Below are 22,279 nucleotides of genomic sequence, written 5' to 3' on the forward strand. Positions count from 1 at the left end.
AAACTAGAAGTTGGAATTGTTCTTTAGTTGAGAAAATAATACCTGCAGCGTTTCAGGATCGATAGGTTTTTGCAAAAACCCACTTACTAAGGTGTAATTACTGGCTTTTATTTCATCCTCCTGATCGAGCGAGGAGCTTAAGATATAAATATGACACCTGCCATAAAGATATTGCTCATAGGGTTTTAGTGCATTCAAAAACTCCCATCCGCTCATTTCGGGCATGTGCAGATCGAGCAGCACCATCTCTGGCACATCTGCCTGGGCTTGCTTTGTTAATAACTCAAGGGCATCTGCAGCCGATGCAAAAGTAGAGATAGAGGTAGTTTCGTCCTCCTCCAACAAAACCTGCTCAGCCAGAAAAGTGCTTATCTCGTCATCATCAATAACAAAAACATGCATGTGGTATTAGATTAAATTAATTATAAATTTAGTGCCTACGTTAAGTTCACTTTCTACTTTTATGCTGCCTCCCATCGCTTCAACATGCGATTTTACTAAAAACAGCCCAATGCCACGGCCGGTTATTTCAGGATGAAACCGGCTGTAGAGCTTAAATATTTCTTTACCTACTTTTTGCATCTCCATTCCCAATCCGTTGTCAGAAACAGAAATACTTATTGTATTTTCTGGAGTAGTCCAGCAAGAAACCACTACTTCCAATACTCGAGCCGCCGACCGGTATTTAATGGCATTGGAGAGCAGGTTGTAAAAGATGCTGTATAGATACGCTTTATCTGCCTGAATAAAAAGACTTCCATCAAATTCATAATGGACTGTTCCGTCACAAGCTATAAGTTGGTCTTGCAGTGCGTCCTCTGCCTGTTGGCATACCTCCTTTATGTTTAGCAGAGCAGACTCTGGTTTACTGTTTCGTACTGTCAGAATAGTATTCACATCTTTTAAAGTACAATCTAGTTTTGTGATACTGTTCTTTAAGTTAAGCAAGGCTTTGTCGAAGGCTTTATCATGCTTATCAACTCTTGTCATCAGGTTTGAAAGGCCAATCGCATTAGCGACTGGCGCCCGAAGGTTATGCGATACAATGTAAGTAAACTGCTGCAGGTCCCGGTTCTGCTTGTAGAGGTCCTGCGTCATTTTAATTTGCTGTACTTCTGCCTGCTTCCGCTCTGTTATATCTGTCTGGATGGCAATAAACTTAAGGACAGTCCCCTTATTGTCTTTAACAGGTGTAATTTCTACCAGAACCCATTTCTTCTCTCCAGTCTTAATGTAGTTCAACATCTCCATAGACACTGGCAAGCCCCTTCTTAACTTATTTGCCAGTTCCTGTAATTGCTCTATATCGGATTCGGGGCCAACAAGAAGTTCACCAGGCACCTGCCCCATCACATCTTCCAGCTGGTAGCCAGAAAACTTACAAAAGGCCTCGTTTACCCACTCTATACGGCAATAGGCATCCATAATAATGACACTATTCGTAGTTTTGCTGGCCACCAATGAGAGTTTCTTCAACTCCTCTCTAAATTTGATTCTTTCAGTAATATCAGTTTGGATGCTGATAATATTTATAATCTTGCCAGCATCATCTAAAACGGGGGTAATATCTACGGCCACCCAAATTCTACCGCCTGATTTCTGGTAATCATACATTTCTACAGATACAGGTAAGGCCTTACTTAATTGGTCCCTTATCAGGCGAACCGCATTTTCGTCAGTGTCCGGACCATGCACAATCTCCTCTGGTCTTCGCCCCAGAACTTCCATCTTACTATAGCCTGTTATAGTGGTAAAGCCATCGTTTACCCATTCTATGCAGCCATTGGCATCCATAATAGTAACGCCATTAGAGACTTTATTGGCTACTAACGAAAGTTGCTTTAGCTCCTGCTCCGTCTCTTTTTTTGCAGTAATATCAGTTAAAATACTTATAAACCTGTCTACCTTTCCGCTTGTGTCCAAAATTGGGGTAATGTTGACTGCCAGCCAAATTTTTTCACCTGATTTACGGTAATCCAGCATCTCTGCAGAAACAGCCATGCCTTTACTCAAGTGCTCCCTAATATAGCTTACGGTTTCGAGATTGGTTTCCGGGCCATATAAAAACTCACCAGGAGTTTTACCAACAACTTCTTCCAATGTGTACCCTGTAAGCACTGAAAAGCCATCGTTTACCCATTCAATGTGGCCGGTGGCATCCATAATATTTACGCCATTTGTAATCTTGCTAGCCACCAACGATAGTTTAACAAGTTCCTGCTCTGTCTTTACCCTATCCGTAATATCAGCAAAGTAAACCGAAACTCCTTCTTCAGACGGATACATGGCAACTTCTATCCAAAGGCCTGGGTGTTTAATAAAAGCTTTATAATTTACTGTTTCACCTGTTGTTATGGCGTGTTGGTAATGAGTTATAAAATCGCCTTCCTCTTCCTCCTTAAAAATTTCAAGAATGTCTTTACCTAAACAATCGTTCCTGGTGATTTGGAGTAGTCGCTCTGCCTCTTTGTTAATATAGTTGAACCCCCTGTTTTTGTCTAGTACAAAAAACGCATTTGTTATACTTTCGAAGATCGTATTCAGCTTTTTAGCCTGCTGCTGAATTGTTTTCTGCGACTGAATAATTTCGGTTGTGTCTTTTAAGATGGTATAGACCCCAACTACTGTACCCTCTATAATAACAGGAACTTTGGTGATATTTAAATTTCGTGTGCCTTCTTGCTCAAAACCTAATATTAAAGTTTCGAGGTCGTAGCAAATTAGCTTTCCTTCAAATGCTTCCAGGTGCTTTTGATAAGAATACTTTTTAGTATCTGGCGGCAAAAACTTGAATAAAGAATGCCCTATAATGGCATCTTTATTTACACCAAAAGTAGAAAAAAAGGCTGGGTTAGCATCAAGTATTTTACCTTCCCGATTCTGGTAATATATTAGATTCGGGTTATTCTCAAACAATGATCGGAAGCGTTGCTCGCTCTCTTGAAGTTGCAATCGATTCAGCCTTTGTTCAGTTATGTCGCGCGAGCTAATAGCAATACCTTTGATAGCCGGATTGTCTATCCGGTTAGTCGCTTTTGTTTCGATCCATCGCCACTGCCCGTCTGCAGCTTTAAAACGAAATTCAGATATCTGAAAATAAGTGTCTGAGGTAGCTTGGGCAAGTCCTTTTTGCACTGTTTCTAGGTCATCTGGATGAACAAAACTTAATGCACTTTTACCTAGTAATTGGCTTGGAGAATAGCCCAGAATATTTTTAATTGACCCGCTAACATACAAGTACGTGCCATTAGCATCGAGGAGTCCTAGCATGTCTGCCCCATACTCGATTAACGATTTGTAGAGCTCCTCCCTCTCGCGAAGTTGTTGAGTAATTTGTTTTTGTTCGGTAATGTCGCGCCCGATACAGAAATATAATGCATCCTGCTCAGACCATACGATGGACCACTGCAGGTGCACTTCCCGTCCATCTTTGCTCAGGCAGCAGTTCTCGAAATAACTTTTCTTTGATTTCTTGAAAACGTCTTTTACGAAAGAGCAAGTTGCATCATAATAATGGGGATGAATAAAACTGAAAAAGGTCTTACCTTCCAGTTCCTCCCGCTCATAGCCTAATATTTGTTTACAGATATTATTTACCTGGTAAATTTGCCCTTCTTTATCAATAGCACAAATCAGATCAAGAGAAAAATCAATTATTCGATCTAATACCCCACTATTCCTTACACTTTCCATTCTATTATAAATTACCCATAAAAAGCCCTTACCAGTCAACAAAGAAATCAAAATATAGTCCAATTTTAAATTGGACTATATTTTAAAACTAATCTTTCGTAAGTAGAAATACAAAAGCATTTTTCAATAAATTCAATTTGTCTGAAGAGTATTCTATAATAGATCATTACAAAATATTTAATTTCCTAAGTAGCAAAAGAAATCTCACTTATAAACTCTTTGGCTTTTGTAATAACTTCTACCGACCATATCGCTTCCTTGTATGGCTCCTGCAGAATAGCAACCAGAAAGACAATTTTCAGAAGCTTTGGCAGGAAATAAAATGTGCCCTTGTACCAGTTTAAATGTAATTTGACTTGCCAATAGTAGTTCAAAAAAGGAAACTACCGGATATAATTTTTCACATAAAAAGTGTTTTCCGATAGTTTTATACTACATCTAGCCAAGCGTTATTCTTGGTATTGGAGTTTGCATGTACGTAATTAAATTTTTACTTCTACGCCAATAACCCTGAAAAAACACAAATAATAAACTCTTCTACACTAGTTTATACTGCGCATGCTTGCTGGCGCAGGCCTCCTAAGTACCATTTACCAGAATAGTACGTATCAAGCAAAAGTACCTTATCTTAAATTCACCATTTATATTTTATTGTCATCTCTGGACCCCAAACATTGAGCAGCCAAGCATAAATAGGTTTAGCAGTACGGCTATTCTATGAAAATACCTGCCGAAGACTTCATTATAAGTGATTTGTAAAAGGTTGCAGCAACACTAGTGTTCCTTAGAATACAGGATTTTTCTTCTGGAAATTTTTGATTAGGTTAGGGCAGGTTTACTGGCAGTGCTGCCGCTTCTTTCAGAAAAAAACGTACAATCTTACTATAGCTTTTGCCTGAGAACCAGTGCAAGAGCATAAGCGACAACCCAAAGCCCCATGTTTCTAAAACTCTTCTCTAAACCTACGCCCCCGAGCGACCTGGAGCTGGTACACAAGTACCAGAAAACCAGCGACATGCAGGCTATGGGAGAATTGTTTGAGCGCTACACCGAAATGGTTTACCTGGTATGCCTGAAATACCTGAAAGACGAGGAAGACAGCAAGGACGCTACCATGCAGGTGTTCGAAAGGCTGCTTGAATTGTTAAAAAAGCACGAGATAAGTAATTTTAAGAGCTGGCTGCACGTAACCACCCGTAACCATTGCCTTGTTCTACTCCGGAGCCGCAACACTAAACAGGTACCAGTCGACGATAAAATTGCTATTCTTATGGAATCCACTGCTTTACTGCATCTATTGGAAGAAGACCAGCAGGAAGTAACCTTGCAGCTTCTGGAAAAAGGCCTCACCAAGTTACCCCCTGAACAAAAGATCTGCCTGGAATTGTTTTACTTGCAGCAGAAGAGCTATAAAGAAATTGCCGCCATAACAGGATGTGAATTACCAAAAGTGAAAAGCTACATACAAAACGGCAGAAGAAACCTGAAAATATACCTGGAAAACCATCATGAGCAGCCATAACAGCCAACTAATCTGGGGAACGGAGGAGCACCCCTCACTGGAGGAGTTGCGCCAATACCAGGAGGGTATGCTGCCGGAGGCTACCAGCCAGGAGGTGGAGCGGCATGTTTTTTCCTGCGAAATCTGTACCGATGTGGTGGAAGGCATGGTACTGGCCGACCGCTCCTCTACCCAAAAGGCAGTGCAGTCTATTCATTTCAGGCTCCATAACCTGAAGCAACCTAAAAAGAAACGTCGGCTGCCTGCCATGCCCCTGCTCGACTGGCGTGCCGCTGCTGCCATTGTGGCCCTGCTCTGCTCCCTGGCGCTGGTAGTGTATTACCACTATACCCAATTAGCAAAAGAGAGGCCTGCTGCCGTAACACAAGCGATCGAACCAACAGAGGTTGCTCCCGCCATTGCTGCTACCAGCCCTGAGGCAATCTGGGAGGAAGCTATCGGGCCAGAACCAGCCATACAGCAACAACCTGCACCAGCTGCCGCACCTGGCTCAAATGCTGCTTTACATCAAAACCCACCTCTGGCCGCTCCTTTACAAACACCTGCGCCTAAAAAGTTAGAACCTACTACAGCGCCAGAGGCAGGCCTCGGCTACGACAACGGTAATTTGGAACAAGCCGAAGGAACAGCTGCACCAGCCAATGCCAATAAGGCACAGGCAAAAGAGCAAGAGCTGCCAAAAGCAACCAGCAGCAACAATATTAGCGGCAAGGTCTTATCTGAAAACGGCGACGGATTACCAGGCGTAACGGTTACCCTGAAGGGCACGCAAACAAGCACAGTAACCGATTTGGAGGGTAACTTTACGCTCGCGGCTCCCACAGTTACTCGCACCCTTGCCTTTAACTACATCGGCTATGCGCCAACTGAGACAACCTTAGATGCTACAGCCGGCACAGTGGAAGTGCACCTCTTTCCGAGTGCCAACGCCCTGAATGAGGTAGTTATAACTGGCTACGGAAAAGCTCCTGTTACAAAAGCACCCCGGCCAGTAGGCGGCACCAGAGCGTTTAACAAATATATAAAAGAGAACATGCGTTACCCGGAAGATGCCAGGGCCGCACAAGTAAAAGGAAAAGTAGGAGTAGACTTTACTGTTAACCCTACAGGAAAGGTGGTAAACGCAAAGGTAACAGAAAGCCTGCATCCTTCCTGCGATGCAGAGGCTATCCGGCTAATAGTAGAAGGGCCTGACTGGCAACCAGCCACCAGTAACGGAGGCGTTACCTCCCAGCAGGTGAAAGTATCCATAAATTTCAAACCGTAAACCAAACCCACACAAAACGTCGCGGCTACGCTGAATTATTCTAATGAAACCAGCCTTCCTGAGCTAAAATACAGGTTTAGGGCAATAGACTTTACACCTTTCTAATTCCACTTCAGAAAAGCTGTTTCGGATTATATTAAGGGAGAGGTAGCTTTTTATAATAGCACACCTGTCGCTACTCTATCAGTAGAAAAACTTTTTAAACTAAGCATCTTTCATGATTAAATCAGCAACTAATCAAAGTAGGCTACTGCTCCTATTGCACCCACTTCCAGCTAGATTCTAAAACAATGACAAATGGAAACAGGGAATAAATGATGGATGAGGTTTTGGTACAAAAAGGAACAGGCCGGAATTTTCCGGTCTGTTCCTTTTGACATAAAGTGCACCCTATGTGCGGTGGTGGTTAAAACATCTGTTTTAGCAAAAGATTAATATCCTGGGTTCTGAGGGAACTCCGCATCGTTCAGAAGAAGTGCTCTTGCAGGGATTGGGCGTAATATTTTATACGCTCCATCTTGACCTTGGAACGGATCAAATCCGCGGTTATACCAGTTTCTGATATCTCTGTTGTACTCGCGAGTACGCTCCATGAGTGTACCAGTACGCTTCAGGTCGAACCAACGATGATACTCACCAGCCAACTCACGTGCTCTCTCGTCCAAAATAAAGGCAATGGTTACGTCAGCAGCTGTAATGCGCATGGCTTCTTCAGCTCCTGGTTTTGCGGCTCTTCTTCTGACCTCGTTTATGCGAGTTGCAGCTGTTCCGTTATCGCCTAACTTAAAGTAAGCTTCTGCTGCGATAAGGTAAGTTTCGGCGAGCCGCGCCAAAAATATGTCGCGGGTACTGGTAGCTCCACCAAAAACGGAACGGGGATCATCAAATTTTTTAATGGCTGGTGTAGCATTGTCGAGGGCCGTGCTGTTATTGGCTTCCCAGGCAGCAGAATAAGGTATAACTTGTGCGTCATTGCGTCGGTCAGGGTTTGCTGCCTTCCAGGCGGCAATGGCTTCAGGAGAGTTAGCCCATTTTGGTGCATAATAAAAGCGTACGTTTAATGTGTTGCGCTCTGTGCTTTTATCATAATAGTCGTAGTAGCGTTGGTAGTACTCTATCATAAAAGTGGCATCAAACCGTGCATCGTTTTCTGTAAACACATCGAAGGTATACATGGTTGGCACCAGGCGGTACGCACGCTGCGGATAACCTTGCGCTGCACCCTGGCCACCCATATAGGGTCCGTACCAATAGTTTTGGCTGTTGCCCGTGCTCTGTGGGTTAGCTACAGAACCGGCATCGTACTGAATCGAAAACAGTATTTCTGGATTACGCTCGTTACCCGGGAAAAACACTTGTTCGAAAGATTGCGTCAGCAACTGACCATCAATGGCAGCATCGGCAAACTGGGCTGCCTTGGCAAAATCGTCGGGGGCAGCAAAGCTTTCGTAGCCACGGGTCAGGTGCACTTTAGCCAAGTAATGGCGCACGGCGCGCTTGGTTACCCGACCAAACTCTGACGATGTTTCCGGGACCAGTTCCAGCGCCTCGTTCATCTGATTGACAATAAAAGTATAAACCTCCTCGGCAGTATTTCGAGGAAAGGCAGCTACCGGCTCGCTGAACCTCTCGGTTACCAGCGGCACACCGCCAAACTGCTGCACCAGCAAGAAATAATGGTAAGCACGTAAAAACTGTACCTCTCCTTTTCTGCTGGCAAGTGTTGCAGCGGGTGCTGTTCTCTCATTGAAATAGAGCGCGTTGTTACAAACCTGAATACCGGCATATACCCTGCGGTAAAAGTCCTCTATATTGGTATCTTCTGGGTTTAACTCGCGGTACTCACTTATGCCTTTTGGCTGGGCATCTCTGCCCTCCACATACATATCAGTGCCTGCGGCAAACACCCAAGGATCGGTATACACTGGCCTTAAAGAGGAATAAGAGGCATTCACTATTTTATCGTACCCTTCGGCTGTGGTATAATAGGCATCTGCCTCCATATTAGAGCGGTTCTCCTCTTCCAGAAAATCTTTGCAGCCTGCCAGAACAACCACTGCCGCTAACAGACTAAGTATATTAAAATTTTTCATTTCTTTCAATTAGAATTTAACGTTTACACCAAACTGATAAATAATAGAGCTAGGTCCGGTGTTGTTCAGGTTACCGTTTGTGCTGTTGGTAACATTGGTAGTTGTTGGATCAAGTCCTGCAGCATACTCAGGATCAAACCCGTCGTAATCGGTGAACACAAATGGGTTCAGCACGTTGGCATACACACGCAGTGCCTTTACTCTGATGCGCTCCAGCAGGGTCGGTGGCAGGCTGTAGCCTAACGAGATGTTCTGCACTTTGAAAAAAGAGGCATCTTTGTAGTAACCTACCGACGACCAATATTCACCAGGTCGGCCTGGCAGCGGATATGAGTTAGATGCTCTAGTTGGAGTTACATTGTTTGGCGACATATAATAGTCTACATCCAGTTTGTTACGGCCACGGTCTGCCATGTTTGTAAACTCTGCATGGAAGGGACTGTATACCAGCTGGCCCTGGCGCCCAAACATAGAAGCAGAAAGGTCAAAATTCAGGAAGGTTAATTGGGTAGAGAAGCCTCCGATCCATTTCGGATCTTTCTGACCAATTACTGCTCTGTCTTCGTTGTTAATAATCTGGTTGTTGTCTATGTCTACAACTTTGGCCTGACCAGGAATCTGGCGATAGACTTCTGCCTGATCTCGCTCATTCTCTTGCCAGATGCCATCGAAAATGTAAGTATAGTTTACGTTAATAGGTTGTCCGATAAACCAGGCATTACCCGGCATATCTTCCTTACCTCCCAGGAGCTCCACAATTTCGTTTTTGTTTCTGGAGAAATTAAAAGTGGTGGTCCAGGTAACTTTGCTTGTAGACACATTAACAGTTCTCAAAGAAACCTCTACACCTCTGTTGTTCACGGAGCCAACATTGTCTATCACACTTCTGTAACCATTCTCCAAGGGAATTTCTCTTTCTAGGATCAAACCTTCAGACTGCTTGTTGTACAGATCTATACTACCCGTAATTCTGTTGTTCAGAATACCATAATCTAAACCAAAATTTAGTTCTCGGGTTCTCTCCCAGGTAAGTCCGGGGTTTGGCAGCCTGTTAGGTGTATATCCCAATGCTACGTCACCGCCAAAGTCGTAGAAAGTAGGGCTGCTGAGGTTCATTTGGGTGCCGTATGGGTTCACGTTATTGTTGTTACCGGCATAACCCAAACTTACCCTAGCTTTTAGGTCAGAAAAGAGATTAACGTCCTGCATAAAGTTTTCCTCAGCAATTCTCCAGCCCAACGAAACTGATGGGAAAGAAGACCATTTGTTGCCTGTAGAAAGTTTAGAAGAGCCATCCCAACGACTAGTTAATGTAACTAAATACCTGTCTTTAAATGCATAGTTTACTCTGGCCATAAAAGACAAAATAGAAAACTCTCTGTACTCACTAGTGGTGCGTTCGCGGTTGGTGGCAGTTTCGAGGTTGTTAAAGGAGGAGTTGAAAGGCAAACCGCTTACCCTGTTAAAATTAGTCTCAAACTGATCTCGTTGCACACTATGCAAACCTGTAAAGGTAAAGCTGTGCTCATTTATGTCTTTACGGGCTGTAACGATGTTGTCCATAATGTAGGAGAAATTCTCCGACCTCGTAAGCTCGGCAGCAGCTGCCTGCAAGCCGCGCGACTCTGTCATAGGTCCCCAGTAGCGTCCCTGGCGGTTAAAAGAAACACTTGGCGAAAAGGTAGAACGTAGATCGAGCCAACTTACCGGAGAGTATTGCAGGTACAAATTACCTACCCCAAAGTATCTTCTTGTATTATTTTGAGAATTGGCGTTATCTACTAAAGGATTTACCGAACTGGTCATACTGGTAACGTTGGTCGAACCAGGAATCGGAATTTGGCCTGGTCGGAACGCCAGGTTTCCTTCAGCATCATAAGGCGAAAAAATGGGAGCCATCCGGAAGGCATTGGTTACAGCAAGGTCGCTACCACGTTCAATTTCTGAAAGAGAGAAGTTAAAGTTTACCCCGGCAGCCCATTTATCGCTTATTTTATGATCTACACTTGCTTTAAAGTTGTAGCGCTGAAAATCATCATTAACAAAATTGCCTTTCTCATTTTGGTAACCTGCTCCAATCACATACTGCATGTTATTTTCGCTCATTCCAGCTACAGTTAGCCAATGATTGTTTTGTGTACCTGTTTGCAATACCTGATCTCTCCAGTTAGTGTACCGCTTATTAGCAATAATATCGGCAACGGCAGGGTTTTCTGCACCACCAATCGTACTTGGATAATTGTTGTTGCCAGCAATCAACTCAGGTACTATATATGAGTTTTGGCGAAATTCCCACCACTGGTCACCATCCATAAAATCGGGCATGCGCGCAACCTGCCTTACGCCGGTGTAGCCGTCATACGAAATACTGGTGCCTCCTTTTACACCTGTGCCCTGTTTGGTCGTCACGATCACCACCCCGTTAGAACCACGCGAACCATAAACAGCAGTAGAGGCAGCATCTTTCAACACGTCCATTTTGGCAATGTCCTGAGGGTTAAGGAAATTGATGTCAGGCACAATAACGCCATCCACTACATATAGGGGCTGTGCATTGGCCAGGGAATTCTGACCGCGTATCTGAACACTAAAATTAGAGCCGGCACGTCCGGAACCAGAAGAAATATCAACCCCAGCTACCTGTCCCTGCACCCCCTGTAAGGCGTTTACAGTTCCGCGTTCGGCAATGGCCTCACCGGTAACGCTACCTACTGCTACCGAAACATCTGCTTTGTTCTGTGTGCCGTAGCCTACTACCACCACCTCTTTTAGCGCTTTTACATCGGGAGCCATGGTAATATTTATAGTTGTTCGGTTACGAACCGGTATTTCTTGCAGCGTATAGCCTACATAAGAAACAGAAAGTGTAGCATTTCCATCTGGCACGTTGAGCTGGTAGTTACCGTCTATGTCTGTCGTAGTGCCAAGACTAGTACCTTTTATTTGAATTGCAACACCTGGTAATCCATCGTTATTCTCACCAACAACTCTACCCGAAACCGTTATACCACTTTGTTTAATGGAGTTAACGAGGTGCAGGTTGGTACCAGGGTCAGTCTTCTCCCATGCATACGCTGCAGCCTTAGTAGTTTCAGGAGCTAACCCAAGCAGGGGTAGAACCAGAAACGCATATTGCGCATAGTGTATTCTTTTCTTCATGTTTCTGTATTTAAGTTTGCTCTAACATTCACTTTTAACCACATAATTTTAATCTGTCAAAATTCGATATTTCACGCCATCCTATTTACATTCACTCCAGCAAAACACTTTTATTCAACCACTATAAAAAACTGTTTTACAAGAGGTTAATTTCTTTTTAAAGTATTAACTAAATTTACTTAAATATGAGGCGACATGCATCCTTACTAACTAATATTTGTTGGTTTTACAAAATAATAGTCTCCTGCTGTTCCTGGAGATTGTGGGTAATTAAGCCCAATTTAATTATCGCAGTAGGATAAGCTAAAACTTAATTTCAAATTATCATTCAGTAAGTTTCTATAAATTTAAAGGATGGGGTTTTCTTTTATATCCTGCACCAACCTGCAGTATCCTGCAGGTTACTCCTGGATTTGCCCCAAATCCTGGGAAAAGAACATAAATAACCAGGCAACTATAAATAATTTCATATTTTCATGTATAGTATTTTAGCAGATTGACTAACTAATCTTAGCTTTAGTCTTAATGCCAATGCTCCATACCAGCTCCACGGAAGATGGAATAGATGGAATTACCAGATAGAAAGGGTTAGATGTTGCTGAAGATAGCTCATCCGGTTGCCTGACTGCAGTAAGAATTCAATGGAAAGAGTTGAGAGGTTTACTTTGCTTGTACCTAAAAACCAGTTGCTCCACTAAAGTGTTTGTTTCTTAATAGTGCGTATGGTTTACAACGGTGCTTTTCAGGTAGTCCAGGTTTTTCTTAACATCCTTATTGCTGTAGCTGGCTTTACCCGAACCATACACACGCAACATGCCGCGGCTCAGCGTGATCACTTCTTCAGCTCCCTTCCCCATAAAATCGAACATGTGGAACACCGGGTCGGGGAAATAGAGTTCTCCGGTGCCCTGCTTGTTGAGCCTGAACTTAAACCAGAACAGCTCTTCGCTGCCATCGCCGTGCCAGTTGCCTTTCACAAAATCTGGATTGCCGTTGATCGGATTGCCGGGCCACTTTTTAATTAAATTTCCTTTGTTATCGAACCAGTAGAGCTGGCTCGAGAGGTATGGCTCATTTACCTGCCTGTTGCCGTAAGTCCTGCCGCCTAATACCACTTGCGGCCCCGGAAACTCTTCCAAAAAATTGCCAACCTGTATCTGCTGGCTATGCTCCGCCACCTGCTGCCAGAGTATTTCGCCCGTCATGCCTTTGTACACAAACACGCCGGTTTCGCTGTTGGCGGTTACAATATCCAGATTACCGTCACCGTCTACATCACCGAACTTATAGCTGTCGGCGTGGTCGTGGTTGTCGTTGAGCAGCGCGAAGCGGTCCCAGATCTTGTTGCCCCTGGCATCAAGCAGAAGCGAACCTACCAGCACTTCGTCTATGCCGTCTTTGTTCAGGTCAACAGGGTACACGTAGTGGCCCAGGTTATCTTTTTTGCGGTTCTCGGTGTGCTCCCAGAGCTTTTTCAATTTATCGGTGTAGGCGGTAATTTTTATGGTGCCGCCCATGTCGGTAAACACTACGATATGGTTTGGCTCGCCTTTGCTGAGTTTGCCAATGGCTAGCCGGAAGTTGTTGTACACATGTGGCAGTGGCTGTGTAGGCCACTCAGTTTTGCGTTTTATTTTACCGGTTTGTCCGTCAGCGATCACAAGCCACTCCTTCCCTTCTAGTTGCCGCCAGTGCACCACCTCCGCCTTCCCGTCCCCGTCAAAATCCCAGAGTACGCCCGGCGCCTCGAACTCCGACCGCTCTTTGGTATATTCTTCCGGTGCTTTCCACGACCAGAGTTCTTTGCCGCTGTTGTCGAATAGGTGAGCAGAATAATCACGCGTCAGCACCAGCAGATCGGTCTGGCCATCGCCATTCACATCGCCAAACTTAACCGCATTCGATTCCGGAATTTTGTACTCCTTCAGCAGCTTTACTTCCGGATTTAATTGATAAGGTTTAATGTCTTCTTCCGTCAGGTTCGGGTTCTTGCTCAGCACCAGCACATCTACGGCTGCGCCTCTCTGGATACGGGTAACTTTCACCACAGCTTTGCCGGCTTGTAAGTTGAAGGTGCCGCCCCGCTTCCAGGTCAAATCTCCGTTACCAAACGTCTCAGAAGTCACCTGGTCGTTTACCGCCACCTTAAAAGAAGCGTTGCCTTCGCCCTGGCTCCTCACATAGAGGTAGTAGGTTCCGGCCTCCGGCACCTGCACCTGCGTTAGCAGATTGGTGGGAGAATTCAGCCGTATAGCCGTGTTGTTAAATAACCATGGCACCTGCAGCATACCCGCTTCCACCATGATGTCTCCTTTGGGCAGATCATACAAAAAATCTGAGGCAGGTATGATGACGGTGGCCGGCAATGAACGATTTATTTTAATGGAATCAGCCTTTTGCGGCTGCCTTACCAGCTGCTGCTTTAGGGTGGCTTGCACTCCTACCAGGGAGCAACAGGTAAGGGCGACGAGAAGGATCTGCTTTCTTTTCATAAGTAAAACGGGTAAAGACCTCGCAGTGTGCGCAACTCCTGTGAGTGTCTTGGTAGCTACGTAAAAAAATATTTGAATCAAGATGATCAGAATATTAGAATTTTAAGAATGAGTTCTAACAAATGCTTACATGCTGCAGATTTTGATTCAGACCCTTGAGCAGAATTGGCACAAAAAGCTTCGGAAGGCCTTTTTCATTAGAATAATTATGGAGCTTCGACAGACTAAAAATTCAGAGATGCATGTGCCAGCATAACAACTATCTAGCGGCCGGAGGCCACGGAATAGGAGTCACGAGCGAGGACGCTCGCGCCATAATTATTTTTGATTTCTAGTTTGGCGAAGCACTCTTCCTCCTATTCACTCAATCACTCATTCAGAATTCAAAATTTAAAATTACTACTTCTTTGCCTGCCCTTGTGCCGTGGTAGCATAAGGTGTAATGGTTACCGGGCCGATCAGGCCGGAGGTCATTGGTTTCCACACAGAGGCATCGAAGGCTTTGTAGTCGATGTTCACGAAGTTGATTTCGTGGTACTTGCGCCACTCCATCTTTTTCTGGTCCATATCGCGGATGCGGTTGGCCATCAGGTTGGCAACTTCTACTTTGAGCGTGTTTTTGCCCGGCTTCAGGTACTGCCCCACCCTCGCCTGGAACGGGATGCTCCACAGGTGCCCCACTTCCTGATCGTTGATCCAGACACGGGCGCTTTCGCTTACCTTGCCCAGGTCCAGCACGTACTCTCCTGCATTAATAGCGGGTATATCAAACGTAACAGTATATTCTCCGCTTCCCGAAAAGGCTTCTGCTTTTTTATCGCCTAGTTCCGTCCACGACACCAGCTTCGTTAGCTTTTTATCGGCTGGCACTTCAGGGCCGCCTTTGGTGAAGTGCAGGTTCCAGTCGCCGGTAACGGCGATGGGTGAACCTGGCTGCTCTAGGTACTGCCATGCCATTAAACCGGGGTTAGCAGCGTTGGTGGCACGCAAAATCAGGGCTTCGCCAGATTTTAGCTGCACCCGCACATTGGTTTTGTTATTGGCTGTTGTAGCCTTGGCCAGACCAGCGCTACCGCTCTGGGGGTCCATCATCACCACCGATTGTGCTGCTAAATTGAGCGGAATAGTGGTATCAATGGCTTTGGGTGTGTGGTTTACGAGGTAGTAATACTTGCCTCCTTCTATCTCTCTTCTGATAAATTTGAGGCCCGTATCAGCCAGCGTCTCGCGTTGTATGTCTTTCAGCTCCAGCGCCTGCTGCACGTTCTTAGAGAGCAGAATCTCTCCTCTTCCGGCTTTATGCTGGCGCACACCTTGTCCGGCATCCGAGAAAGTCAGGCTTTGGACCAGCTGCTCCAGCTTTTTGCGGCGGTTCTCCAGGTCCTGCAGGCCCGGCACATCGGTTGGCAGCTCTTCCAGCACCACGGTGGCTCCTTCTTTCGCCAGCTCAATTACTCTGGCAAAGGTAGTCTCAGACATGTATTTGCTTTGCGGTATAATCAGCACCTTACGCGTAGGCGCACCAGAGGCCGTCACTATCTGACCGTTGTTCACTTTCGCCTCCTGCAGCATCTTATCCGATACAAAATCCAGGGAGTAGCCGGCATCCATGAGTTGCTGCGACTGCTTGTAGAATTGTGTCGGGTGCAGCCACTCGTCTATGTCGTGTACTTTTATGAGCATCTCCATGCCTTTCGGGTTGCTCCACACGTCATGTATCGGCCAGTACATCAGCAGCTCGTTATCGGCCTTACCAGACTGCAGCACCGACTGCACCCGTGCAATGTAATTGTTGAAAGCTCCAAAATGTGGCCAGAGGCTGTTGGCTGGCGTCAGGTTAAGGGAGGCGTAGAACAGCCAGCCTGGCCAGGCTACATCCTCCGGCGAGTAGGTCACGCCGTGGTAAAATACATGGTTCACACCGGAAAGGAACACCTGCTCCACCTCCGGCTTCATCTGTGAATAAGATGTTTTAAAATGTTCGCCCAGCCAGGTGAAGGTCTCACTGGAAGTCAGATTCTTTCCAGCCACATGTGCAGCCGATGAGGCAAATTTAAGCATGATAGGGTCCGGGTCCACGTTGCGCACATCAGCACTATCGCGGCGCAGGCCGGGAATGGGGAAGTAGCTGGAGCCGAAGGTCTCGCACTCCGGAATATCCACTGCTGCGTACAGGTCGAGCAGGTTGCCCGGTGAGCCGTGCGATTGGTTTTTGGTGAAGCTCTTGTGCTCGTGCGCCCAGTTGTTCCAGTTTTTGTAGAAATTATCGTAGAGCATTTCGCTCATGGTTTCGCGGTAGTCGGCTTTCAGCCTGGCCACCCGCTCCGTCTGCTCTTTGCTCACCAAATCCTTCAGGTACAGGCGCAGCTCGTAGCCACGACGCTTCTGGAACTCTTCAAAAAACGTGGGCGTCCAGTCTGCTCCGTATACTTCGTAGCTGTCGTTGTAGAAGGCTCTTACGCCGTGGTTGCTGCCCCCAAAAGCTTTGGTAAAAGGTTCCAGGTAGGCGTTCACAGCTTTGTCGGAAAGGTGATCGAGGGTGTAGCCTACTCCTCCCGGTGCGGCACGTTTCACCATTTGCCGGGTTTTGCCATTAAAGGCCGCGTATACGGTCCAGGTGCCGGATTTCGGAGTCCAGTTCAGTTTCCCGTCTGCTGTGGCTTTGTCGGTAATATTCAGCGCTTCTCCTTTCCCGCTGTAGGCCATCACGGCCTGCAGTTGCGGGTTCAGTTCCCGCTGTTTCGGGTCCTGCACCGTCAGTGTCTCCTTCAGGGTCTGGCCAGCTTTTAAGGTATAAGTCTGCACTATAAGTTTAGATGCTGCAAACTCCGGCTTCACCTGCGGCCCGCCAAAAGGCCAGCCTGTTCCCTGTGTCAGGTCTACGCCCATGTTCAGGTTGTTGGCTTTCTGTACCGTGTAATCGAGCATGCCCATCCACTTCGGCGACAGAAAATCGATGTAGCGGCTTTCGTGGCCCATGGCACCGTAAATCGGGGCAATTTCCACACCACCCAGACCGGCCTCAGCATACTGGGTCATCATCTTATCGATGTTCTGCTCATCTACGGCACTGCCCATCCACCACCAGCGGGTCCAGGGCTTGTTTTCGCGCTGCACTTCGGGCCAGGCGTTTACTGCCTGCTGGCTGCTGGCCGTGGCTGTGTCGGCAGAGGCAGCAGGCTGCGACTGGCGGCAGTTGGTGAGTACTGCACCGCAAAGTGCCAGGGTGAGAAGAAGTTTATTTTTATGTATCATTATCTAAACCTTGATTAAAGAATTTTCTTGATTTCAAATTATTCTAATGAAAAAGCCCCTCTGGAGGCTCTGCTGCTGTTGGTGCTGCTCCTTAACCTTTAGTGTTTCGTTTATCATTCCTGCCCTACCAAGACACTCACAGGTCTGAAAGACACTGTGAGGTCTGTTGCTGCTGCTCCTTCTTCTTAATTCTTACCTTTTTACGCCAAGTAAAACACTTCTTTCAGCGGAATACTTACCGGAGAATTATCCGGGTTTGTTTCCATGATATCGGCCATGTAGGCCCACCACTTCTGCACAATGGCCGTTGTACCCAGATCCTGCGACGATTGCCCTGCCTGCTTTTGCACTGCAAAGAGGGTACTGGTTTCTTCATCCAGGAAAATGGAATAATCACTCACGCCAGCCTCTTTCAGCAGTTGCGCCAGTTCCGGCCAGATCTCGTCGTGCCGTTTTTTGTATTCAGCCTCAGAACCAGGCTTCAGTTTCATTTTAAAAGCAAATCGCTGCATGTTGTTAGTTTAAAGGACACAGGACGTAAGACACAAGACGCAGGACTATTAAAATGCCTTCTCCTCATGTCTTATAAAAGAAGAGTGGTTATGGATAATTTATTCTTCCCTGCATCAGTGTTTGTTTAAATTATTAAGTCTTGTGTCTGACGTCCTGTGTCTTGAGTCCTAAAACTTCAATTTCTCACCAACGTCACGCCCATCAGCCCGATGACCACATCGTTTGCAAGAGCGTTTACTTCCAGCGACTTCAGCTTTTTAGCTGGGTTCAGGGGCAGGTCCAGCACGGTGGCAGCACCTCCGGGAATGTAGCTGTCGTAGGCAAAGCCTTTGATGCTGTCGTATTGGTAGTTCGTGGGCACCTCACCGGTTTTCAGGTGGAGCCGGATTGGTTTTGGTTTGGAGCTGGTGAAGGAGTACTTGTTCAGGTAGTAATCCTGCTCAATCGGCCACCAAGTTTCGGGGTTCCGCAATGCCAGCCGCTCCTGCGTGCCATCAGTGTAAGTCACTACCACTTCGCCATTGTCGATGCGCGACTGCATGGGGTTGGTGGAGCCAGCCATGAGCAGGTAGGCATGCGAGGCGGAGCCTTGCAGTGGCACGGCAGCATTGGCTGGGTAGTTATCCCATTGGCTGGTGAAGAGGATATTTTTGCCTTTTCCGGGGCCCGTTGTTTTAAAGGGCAAGCCGTTCGGCAAGGTGATTTTTCCGGCTTCACCTGCCTTTGTCCGTAAACCGGAATCATCGACCTCGGCTGTTACAAACGGGTAGCACCAGTTGCCAATGCCTTGTTTGGGCAGCTGCAGGGTAGCAGAAGTAGGTCGTGGGGTCAGGTATTCGTTTTGAAAAATCTGCGTTACATTGTCGTTGAAGTGAGCCGTCAGGTCCAAAGTTTCCCAGTTGGGAGCAGCCTTTGCCGTGGCAGCAGGCACGTTCCAGTTCGTAATGTCGGCTGAGGCCAGGGTTTGGTTACCAGCCGCCACAGATACCCGATTAGTGCCAGCTTTTAAATGGTCGGCAGGAATAAGAATGGCAGAAGACGATGCAAACGCAGGCACCTCCAGTTTCATTGTCTGCGTGAATTTGCCAACAGTAACAGCTACCTCTTTTTTCAGGGCATCAGCTGTATTGTTCTGCAGTTCCACCCGCAGCTGTGCCTCGTTAGGGCCGGTGGTGGAGATAAGGCGGAATGGTTCGCGCAGTTCCACATTTACAGGTTGCCACCAGCTGAGGTCGCCCTGGGTGGTGCGCACGAAGAAGGTGCGGTGCCCCTCCTGCCCTGCCAGCTTCACCTCCAGTTTGCTCTTTTTCTGATCTGAGCTCGCTACAATACCTTGTGTGTCTTTCAGCTCTTGCACTTCGGCTTTTCCGAAATCAACCTCCAGTTTTGCTCCGTTCGCCGCTATGGCCTGGTGTTTTGCTGCTGCAGGCTTGTCTCCTGCCCAGGTAATAACTACTTCGTATTTATCTGCCTTAGCAGGCACAATGTCTATTTGTGGATTGCCTACTGCCTCTTCAAAGGAAGTCCACTTCACTGGCTGACCGTTTACAGTTACGGCGGCTACCTTATCTCCCAGCGCTGAGGCCATGAAGTTCAGTTTCAGCGGTTTGCCAAAATGTGGCTCCAGCTCATAAGTTTCCTTATTTCCCTCTCTCCTGAAACTGTACTTTATATCGGGCGTTTCCAGCAGCGCATGATCCCAGGATGCCGGCAGCCCCGGTCGTATCGTCAGTTCCTCCGCCAGCATATCGGGCTGTATGCCGAACATGCCTTCTACCAGAGCGCGGGACGTGATGCCGATACCATCGGCAAAATCGCGGTACAGTTCGTTGCGGTAATGGTCGTAGTAAGAGAGCTGCTGCAGGTTGCCAGGGCTGGAGCCCATGTACATGCTCTCTACCAGAATACTTTTCATGAGCCGGTTCGCCTCTTCGGTGTGCCCCGACTGCCAGTAAGCTAACGCCGTATGCGCCACCTCTGCCAGCGCCACATTGTTCACCGACCAGGTATATGGCATCCAGTTGGTGGTGGTGAGGGTGTAGAGGTTCTCATTAGGTAGGTCGGCACACTTTATCGGGATATGCGGAATCTGTGTGTCTACGTATCGCAGCGCCTGGTACGCCTGAAACGGGTCCGGCACCTGCGAATCGAGGGTGTGGTAGACGGTCCAGAGGGCAGCGGCCGGGTGCAGTTGCTGCAGCCCCAGCAGGTCTTTGAACTCCGCATAGACACCGGCTTCCGGCATCCAAAGCGTAGACTCAATAGCCTCTTTTATCTTCTCCGCTTCCTGTTCGTAAGGTTTCGGATCTTTGCCGATGAGGGCGGCTAAGCGGGCAGCAGTTTTATTGGAGAAATGGTGGTAGGCGGAGGAATGCGTTACGCCACCACCACTGTACTGCACGCCATCGCTGGCCCAGAAGCTGGCGTAGGCATCGTATAAACCATCGTTATCGGCATCGAAATTTCGTTTTTCCCAGGCCAGGTGCCGCTCCAGCATCGGCCATGCTTCCTGCAGGTAGGCTTTGTCGCCGGTCCAGAGGAAGTGGCGCAGCAGCTGGTCTATAAACACCATGTTCATGTCGTAGTGGTGCGCTACATGCTTGCTGCTCGGGTTGCGCGAAATGTAGCCGCTGGTGTAGAGCGATAGCCCCAGCTTTTCTTCCATGCGGGCCAGGTTTCGCTCCTGGTCCGGCACTACCGGCCCGCTGGCTGGCGAGGTTACCTGTGCCTTGGCATAACCCCGGAAGTGGGTGCGGGCACGGTCATGATGGCCCAGGGCATCGGCAACGTACGCGCCACGCCAGCCATTGAGCGGCATACGCCAGGCAATGGCTCCGTGCATGTAGCTCTGGCCGTCCCAGATGGCATCTGCTGCTATACTCAATGCTCCTCCGAAAGTGTTGAAAAACGGATCAGGCGTCTCGAGTTTGATATGGCTGGCAGCTTTCTTCCGGCTCTCTTCAGCCTTCTGAAAAACGCCTGCCAGCTCCTTATAACTTTTGATGCTGGTGCTCTTGCTGTTCTGGAGACCAAAATATACTTTCTGGGCAGGCTTTAAGGTTTGTTTTCCCACCACCACCGGTAACTCCGACTGCCCCGACTGCCATAATGTTTTCGGAGAATCCTGCTTTCGGGCGTCTGCCAGCTTTATGGAAGCCCCTGCCGGCATAATTCCCTGTATTTGGTGGGCATCGTTCTTGACTTTGAAATCCAGCAGAAAGGAATTATCCTTAATAGCAAACACATTGTTTTTACAATGCTCGGGGTGCAGGTAAAAGCCTTCTTCCGGGTCTGCTCCAATGTCACCATTACGGGATGGGCGGTGACCGCTGGCGCCACCGTAGGTCCAGATTAGCTCAAAGGGTGTGGTATTGGCGGCAGTCTCCATCAATAGTACCATGCCTTCAGCATCGGCCATTGCCAGCACCTGCAGGTTCAGTTGCCCCTCTCCCAGCAGCGGATCTTTTATTTCGTAGAGCATGGAGCCGGGCCGATAGATGGCTTTGATCTCGGTAGCCTCTATTAGCCACTTCTCGCCTTTGTCGGTGGCAATTCCGAGCTTCAGATTGCCGCCTTTGCCTGGCATGTAGAGCAGGAACTCCGGCAGATCTCCGGCCTCTACCCTAAAGGCAGTTGTCGTGCCATACAGGGCTCTGTTAAAGCGCTTGGTGCCGTTCGTAATCACGAAATCAGTTCCGTCGGGTTTGTAGCGGAGCGGGCGCACCTGGTCCAGTTTGTCGGTGGAGGCCTCCGGTATTGAATTTTCTAAGGGCTGTTTTTCATTTGATATTTTGGAAGAAGACTTTTCGGGCTTAATATGTAATGAAAGTCCTGCTCTACCAGTTAAAGGATTAGCTACAGAATCAGCCCCAACAATGATCTTCTCACTTTGATTAACACTTTTAGCCTGCTGCGAAACATGCTGCGACTGACAAGCAACTGCTAACAGTAAGGTAACTAATCCGGCTTTTCTCATTTCCTAAATGCTGGTATTGCGGTACAATATTAATCTGTTTTGACTAGCTCTATAGGTGTATTTTTAGGCTCCGGCTCTCTTAGTTACAGCTTCATCCGGTGCCCTTATGCTTTGATGCTAGCGTTGTTCAGTCGCTTAGCGCTCATGGCCGCGGGGCAGCGTCTTTAGCCATCGCCGCTGCGTTCCCTCCTGCCTTCGCTCGCGCTCAGGCTGCCGCTAAAGCGGCACCGGATCTCACGAGGCGGCTCAAGCCAAAGACTGGTTTTGCTTCGAAAGCTTGAGCCTAAATGACTTTTTCCGACTTTGGTG

General features: G+C 47.3%; 10 protein-coding genes. 2 read left to right on the plus strand and 8 right to left on the minus strand.

The window, feature by feature from the left end; genetic code table 11:
- Window positions 1-3: 3 nt before the first annotated feature.
- Together ACMA1I_RS17350 and ACMA1I_RS17355 are read right to left on the minus strand one after the other, a co-directional pair.
- The gene (locus tag ACMA1I_RS17350) at window positions 4-402 is read right to left on the minus strand and encodes a two-component system response regulator (RefSeq protein ID WP_337069686.1); all 399 of its coding nucleotides are present in this window, start codon (window positions 400-402) and stop codon (window positions 4-6) included.
- Window positions 403-408: 6 nt separating this feature from the next.
- Window positions 409-3,693, minus strand: a complete 3,285-nt coding sequence (locus tag ACMA1I_RS17355) for a PAS domain S-box protein (protein ID WP_337069687.1) — start codon at window positions 3,691-3,693, stop codon at window positions 409-411.
- 937 nt (window positions 3,694-4,630) lie between these two features.
- Here ACMA1I_RS17355 and ACMA1I_RS17360 point away from each other — a divergent pair.
- Both ACMA1I_RS17360 and ACMA1I_RS17365 read left to right on the plus strand, forming a co-directional pair.
- On the plus strand, window positions 4,631-5,215 hold the full coding sequence (locus ACMA1I_RS17360; RefSeq protein WP_337069688.1) for a sigma-70 family RNA polymerase sigma factor: 585 nt from the start codon (window positions 4,631-4,633) through the stop codon (window positions 5,213-5,215).
- Complete coding sequence (locus ACMA1I_RS17365) at window positions 5,202-6,482, plus strand: TonB family protein (RefSeq protein WP_337069689.1); 1,281 nt, start codon at window positions 5,202-5,204, stop codon at window positions 6,480-6,482. Before ACMA1I_RS17360 ends, ACMA1I_RS17365 begins: the two co-directional genes overlap by 14 nt.
- Window positions 6,483-6,913: 431 nt before the next feature.
- Here the strand turns inward: ACMA1I_RS17365 and ACMA1I_RS17370 are convergent, their stop codons facing one another.
- From ACMA1I_RS17370 to ACMA1I_RS17395, 6 genes are all read right to left on the minus strand, one after another.
- Complete coding sequence (locus ACMA1I_RS17370; RefSeq protein WP_337069691.1) at window positions 6,914-8,575, minus strand: RagB/SusD family nutrient uptake outer membrane protein; 1,662 nt, start codon at window positions 8,573-8,575, stop codon at window positions 6,914-6,916.
- A 9-nt stretch (window positions 8,576-8,584) separates the two neighbouring features.
- Window positions 8,585-11,734 (minus strand): TonB-dependent receptor, encoded by a 3,150-nt coding sequence (locus ACMA1I_RS17375; RefSeq protein WP_337069692.1) that lies wholly within the window; start codon window positions 11,732-11,734, stop codon window positions 8,585-8,587.
- Between the two features lie 710 nt (window positions 11,735-12,444).
- Window positions 12,445-14,226 carry an FG-GAP-like repeat-containing protein gene (locus ACMA1I_RS17380; protein ID WP_337069693.1) on the minus strand — a complete coding sequence of 594 codons (1,782 nt, stop codon included), beginning with the start codon at window positions 14,224-14,226 and terminating at the stop codon, window positions 12,445-12,447.
- Window positions 14,227-14,625: 399 nt separating this feature from the next.
- Window positions 14,626-17,481 (minus strand): glycosyl hydrolase, encoded by a 2,856-nt coding sequence (locus ACMA1I_RS17385; protein ID WP_337069694.1) that lies wholly within the window; start codon window positions 17,479-17,481, stop codon window positions 14,626-14,628.
- 200 nt (window positions 17,482-17,681) lie between these two features.
- Window positions 17,682-17,993 (minus strand): L-rhamnose mutarotase, encoded by a 312-nt coding sequence (gene rhaM, locus ACMA1I_RS17390; RefSeq protein WP_337069695.1) that lies wholly within the window; start codon window positions 17,991-17,993, stop codon window positions 17,682-17,684.
- A 176-nt stretch (window positions 17,994-18,169) separates the two neighbouring features.
- Window positions 18,170-21,970, minus strand: coding sequence for a DUF4450 domain-containing protein (locus tag ACMA1I_RS17395; protein WP_337069696.1), 3,801 nt, complete (start codon window positions 21,968-21,970; stop codon window positions 18,170-18,172).
- Window positions 21,971-22,279 lie beyond the last annotated feature (309 nt).

Origin of the sequence: Pontibacter sp. 13R65 (assembly GCF_047525655.1) — a bacterium.
In the GTDB taxonomy this organism is placed as follows: Bacteria; Bacteroidota; Bacteroidia; order Cytophagales; family Hymenobacteraceae; genus Pontibacter.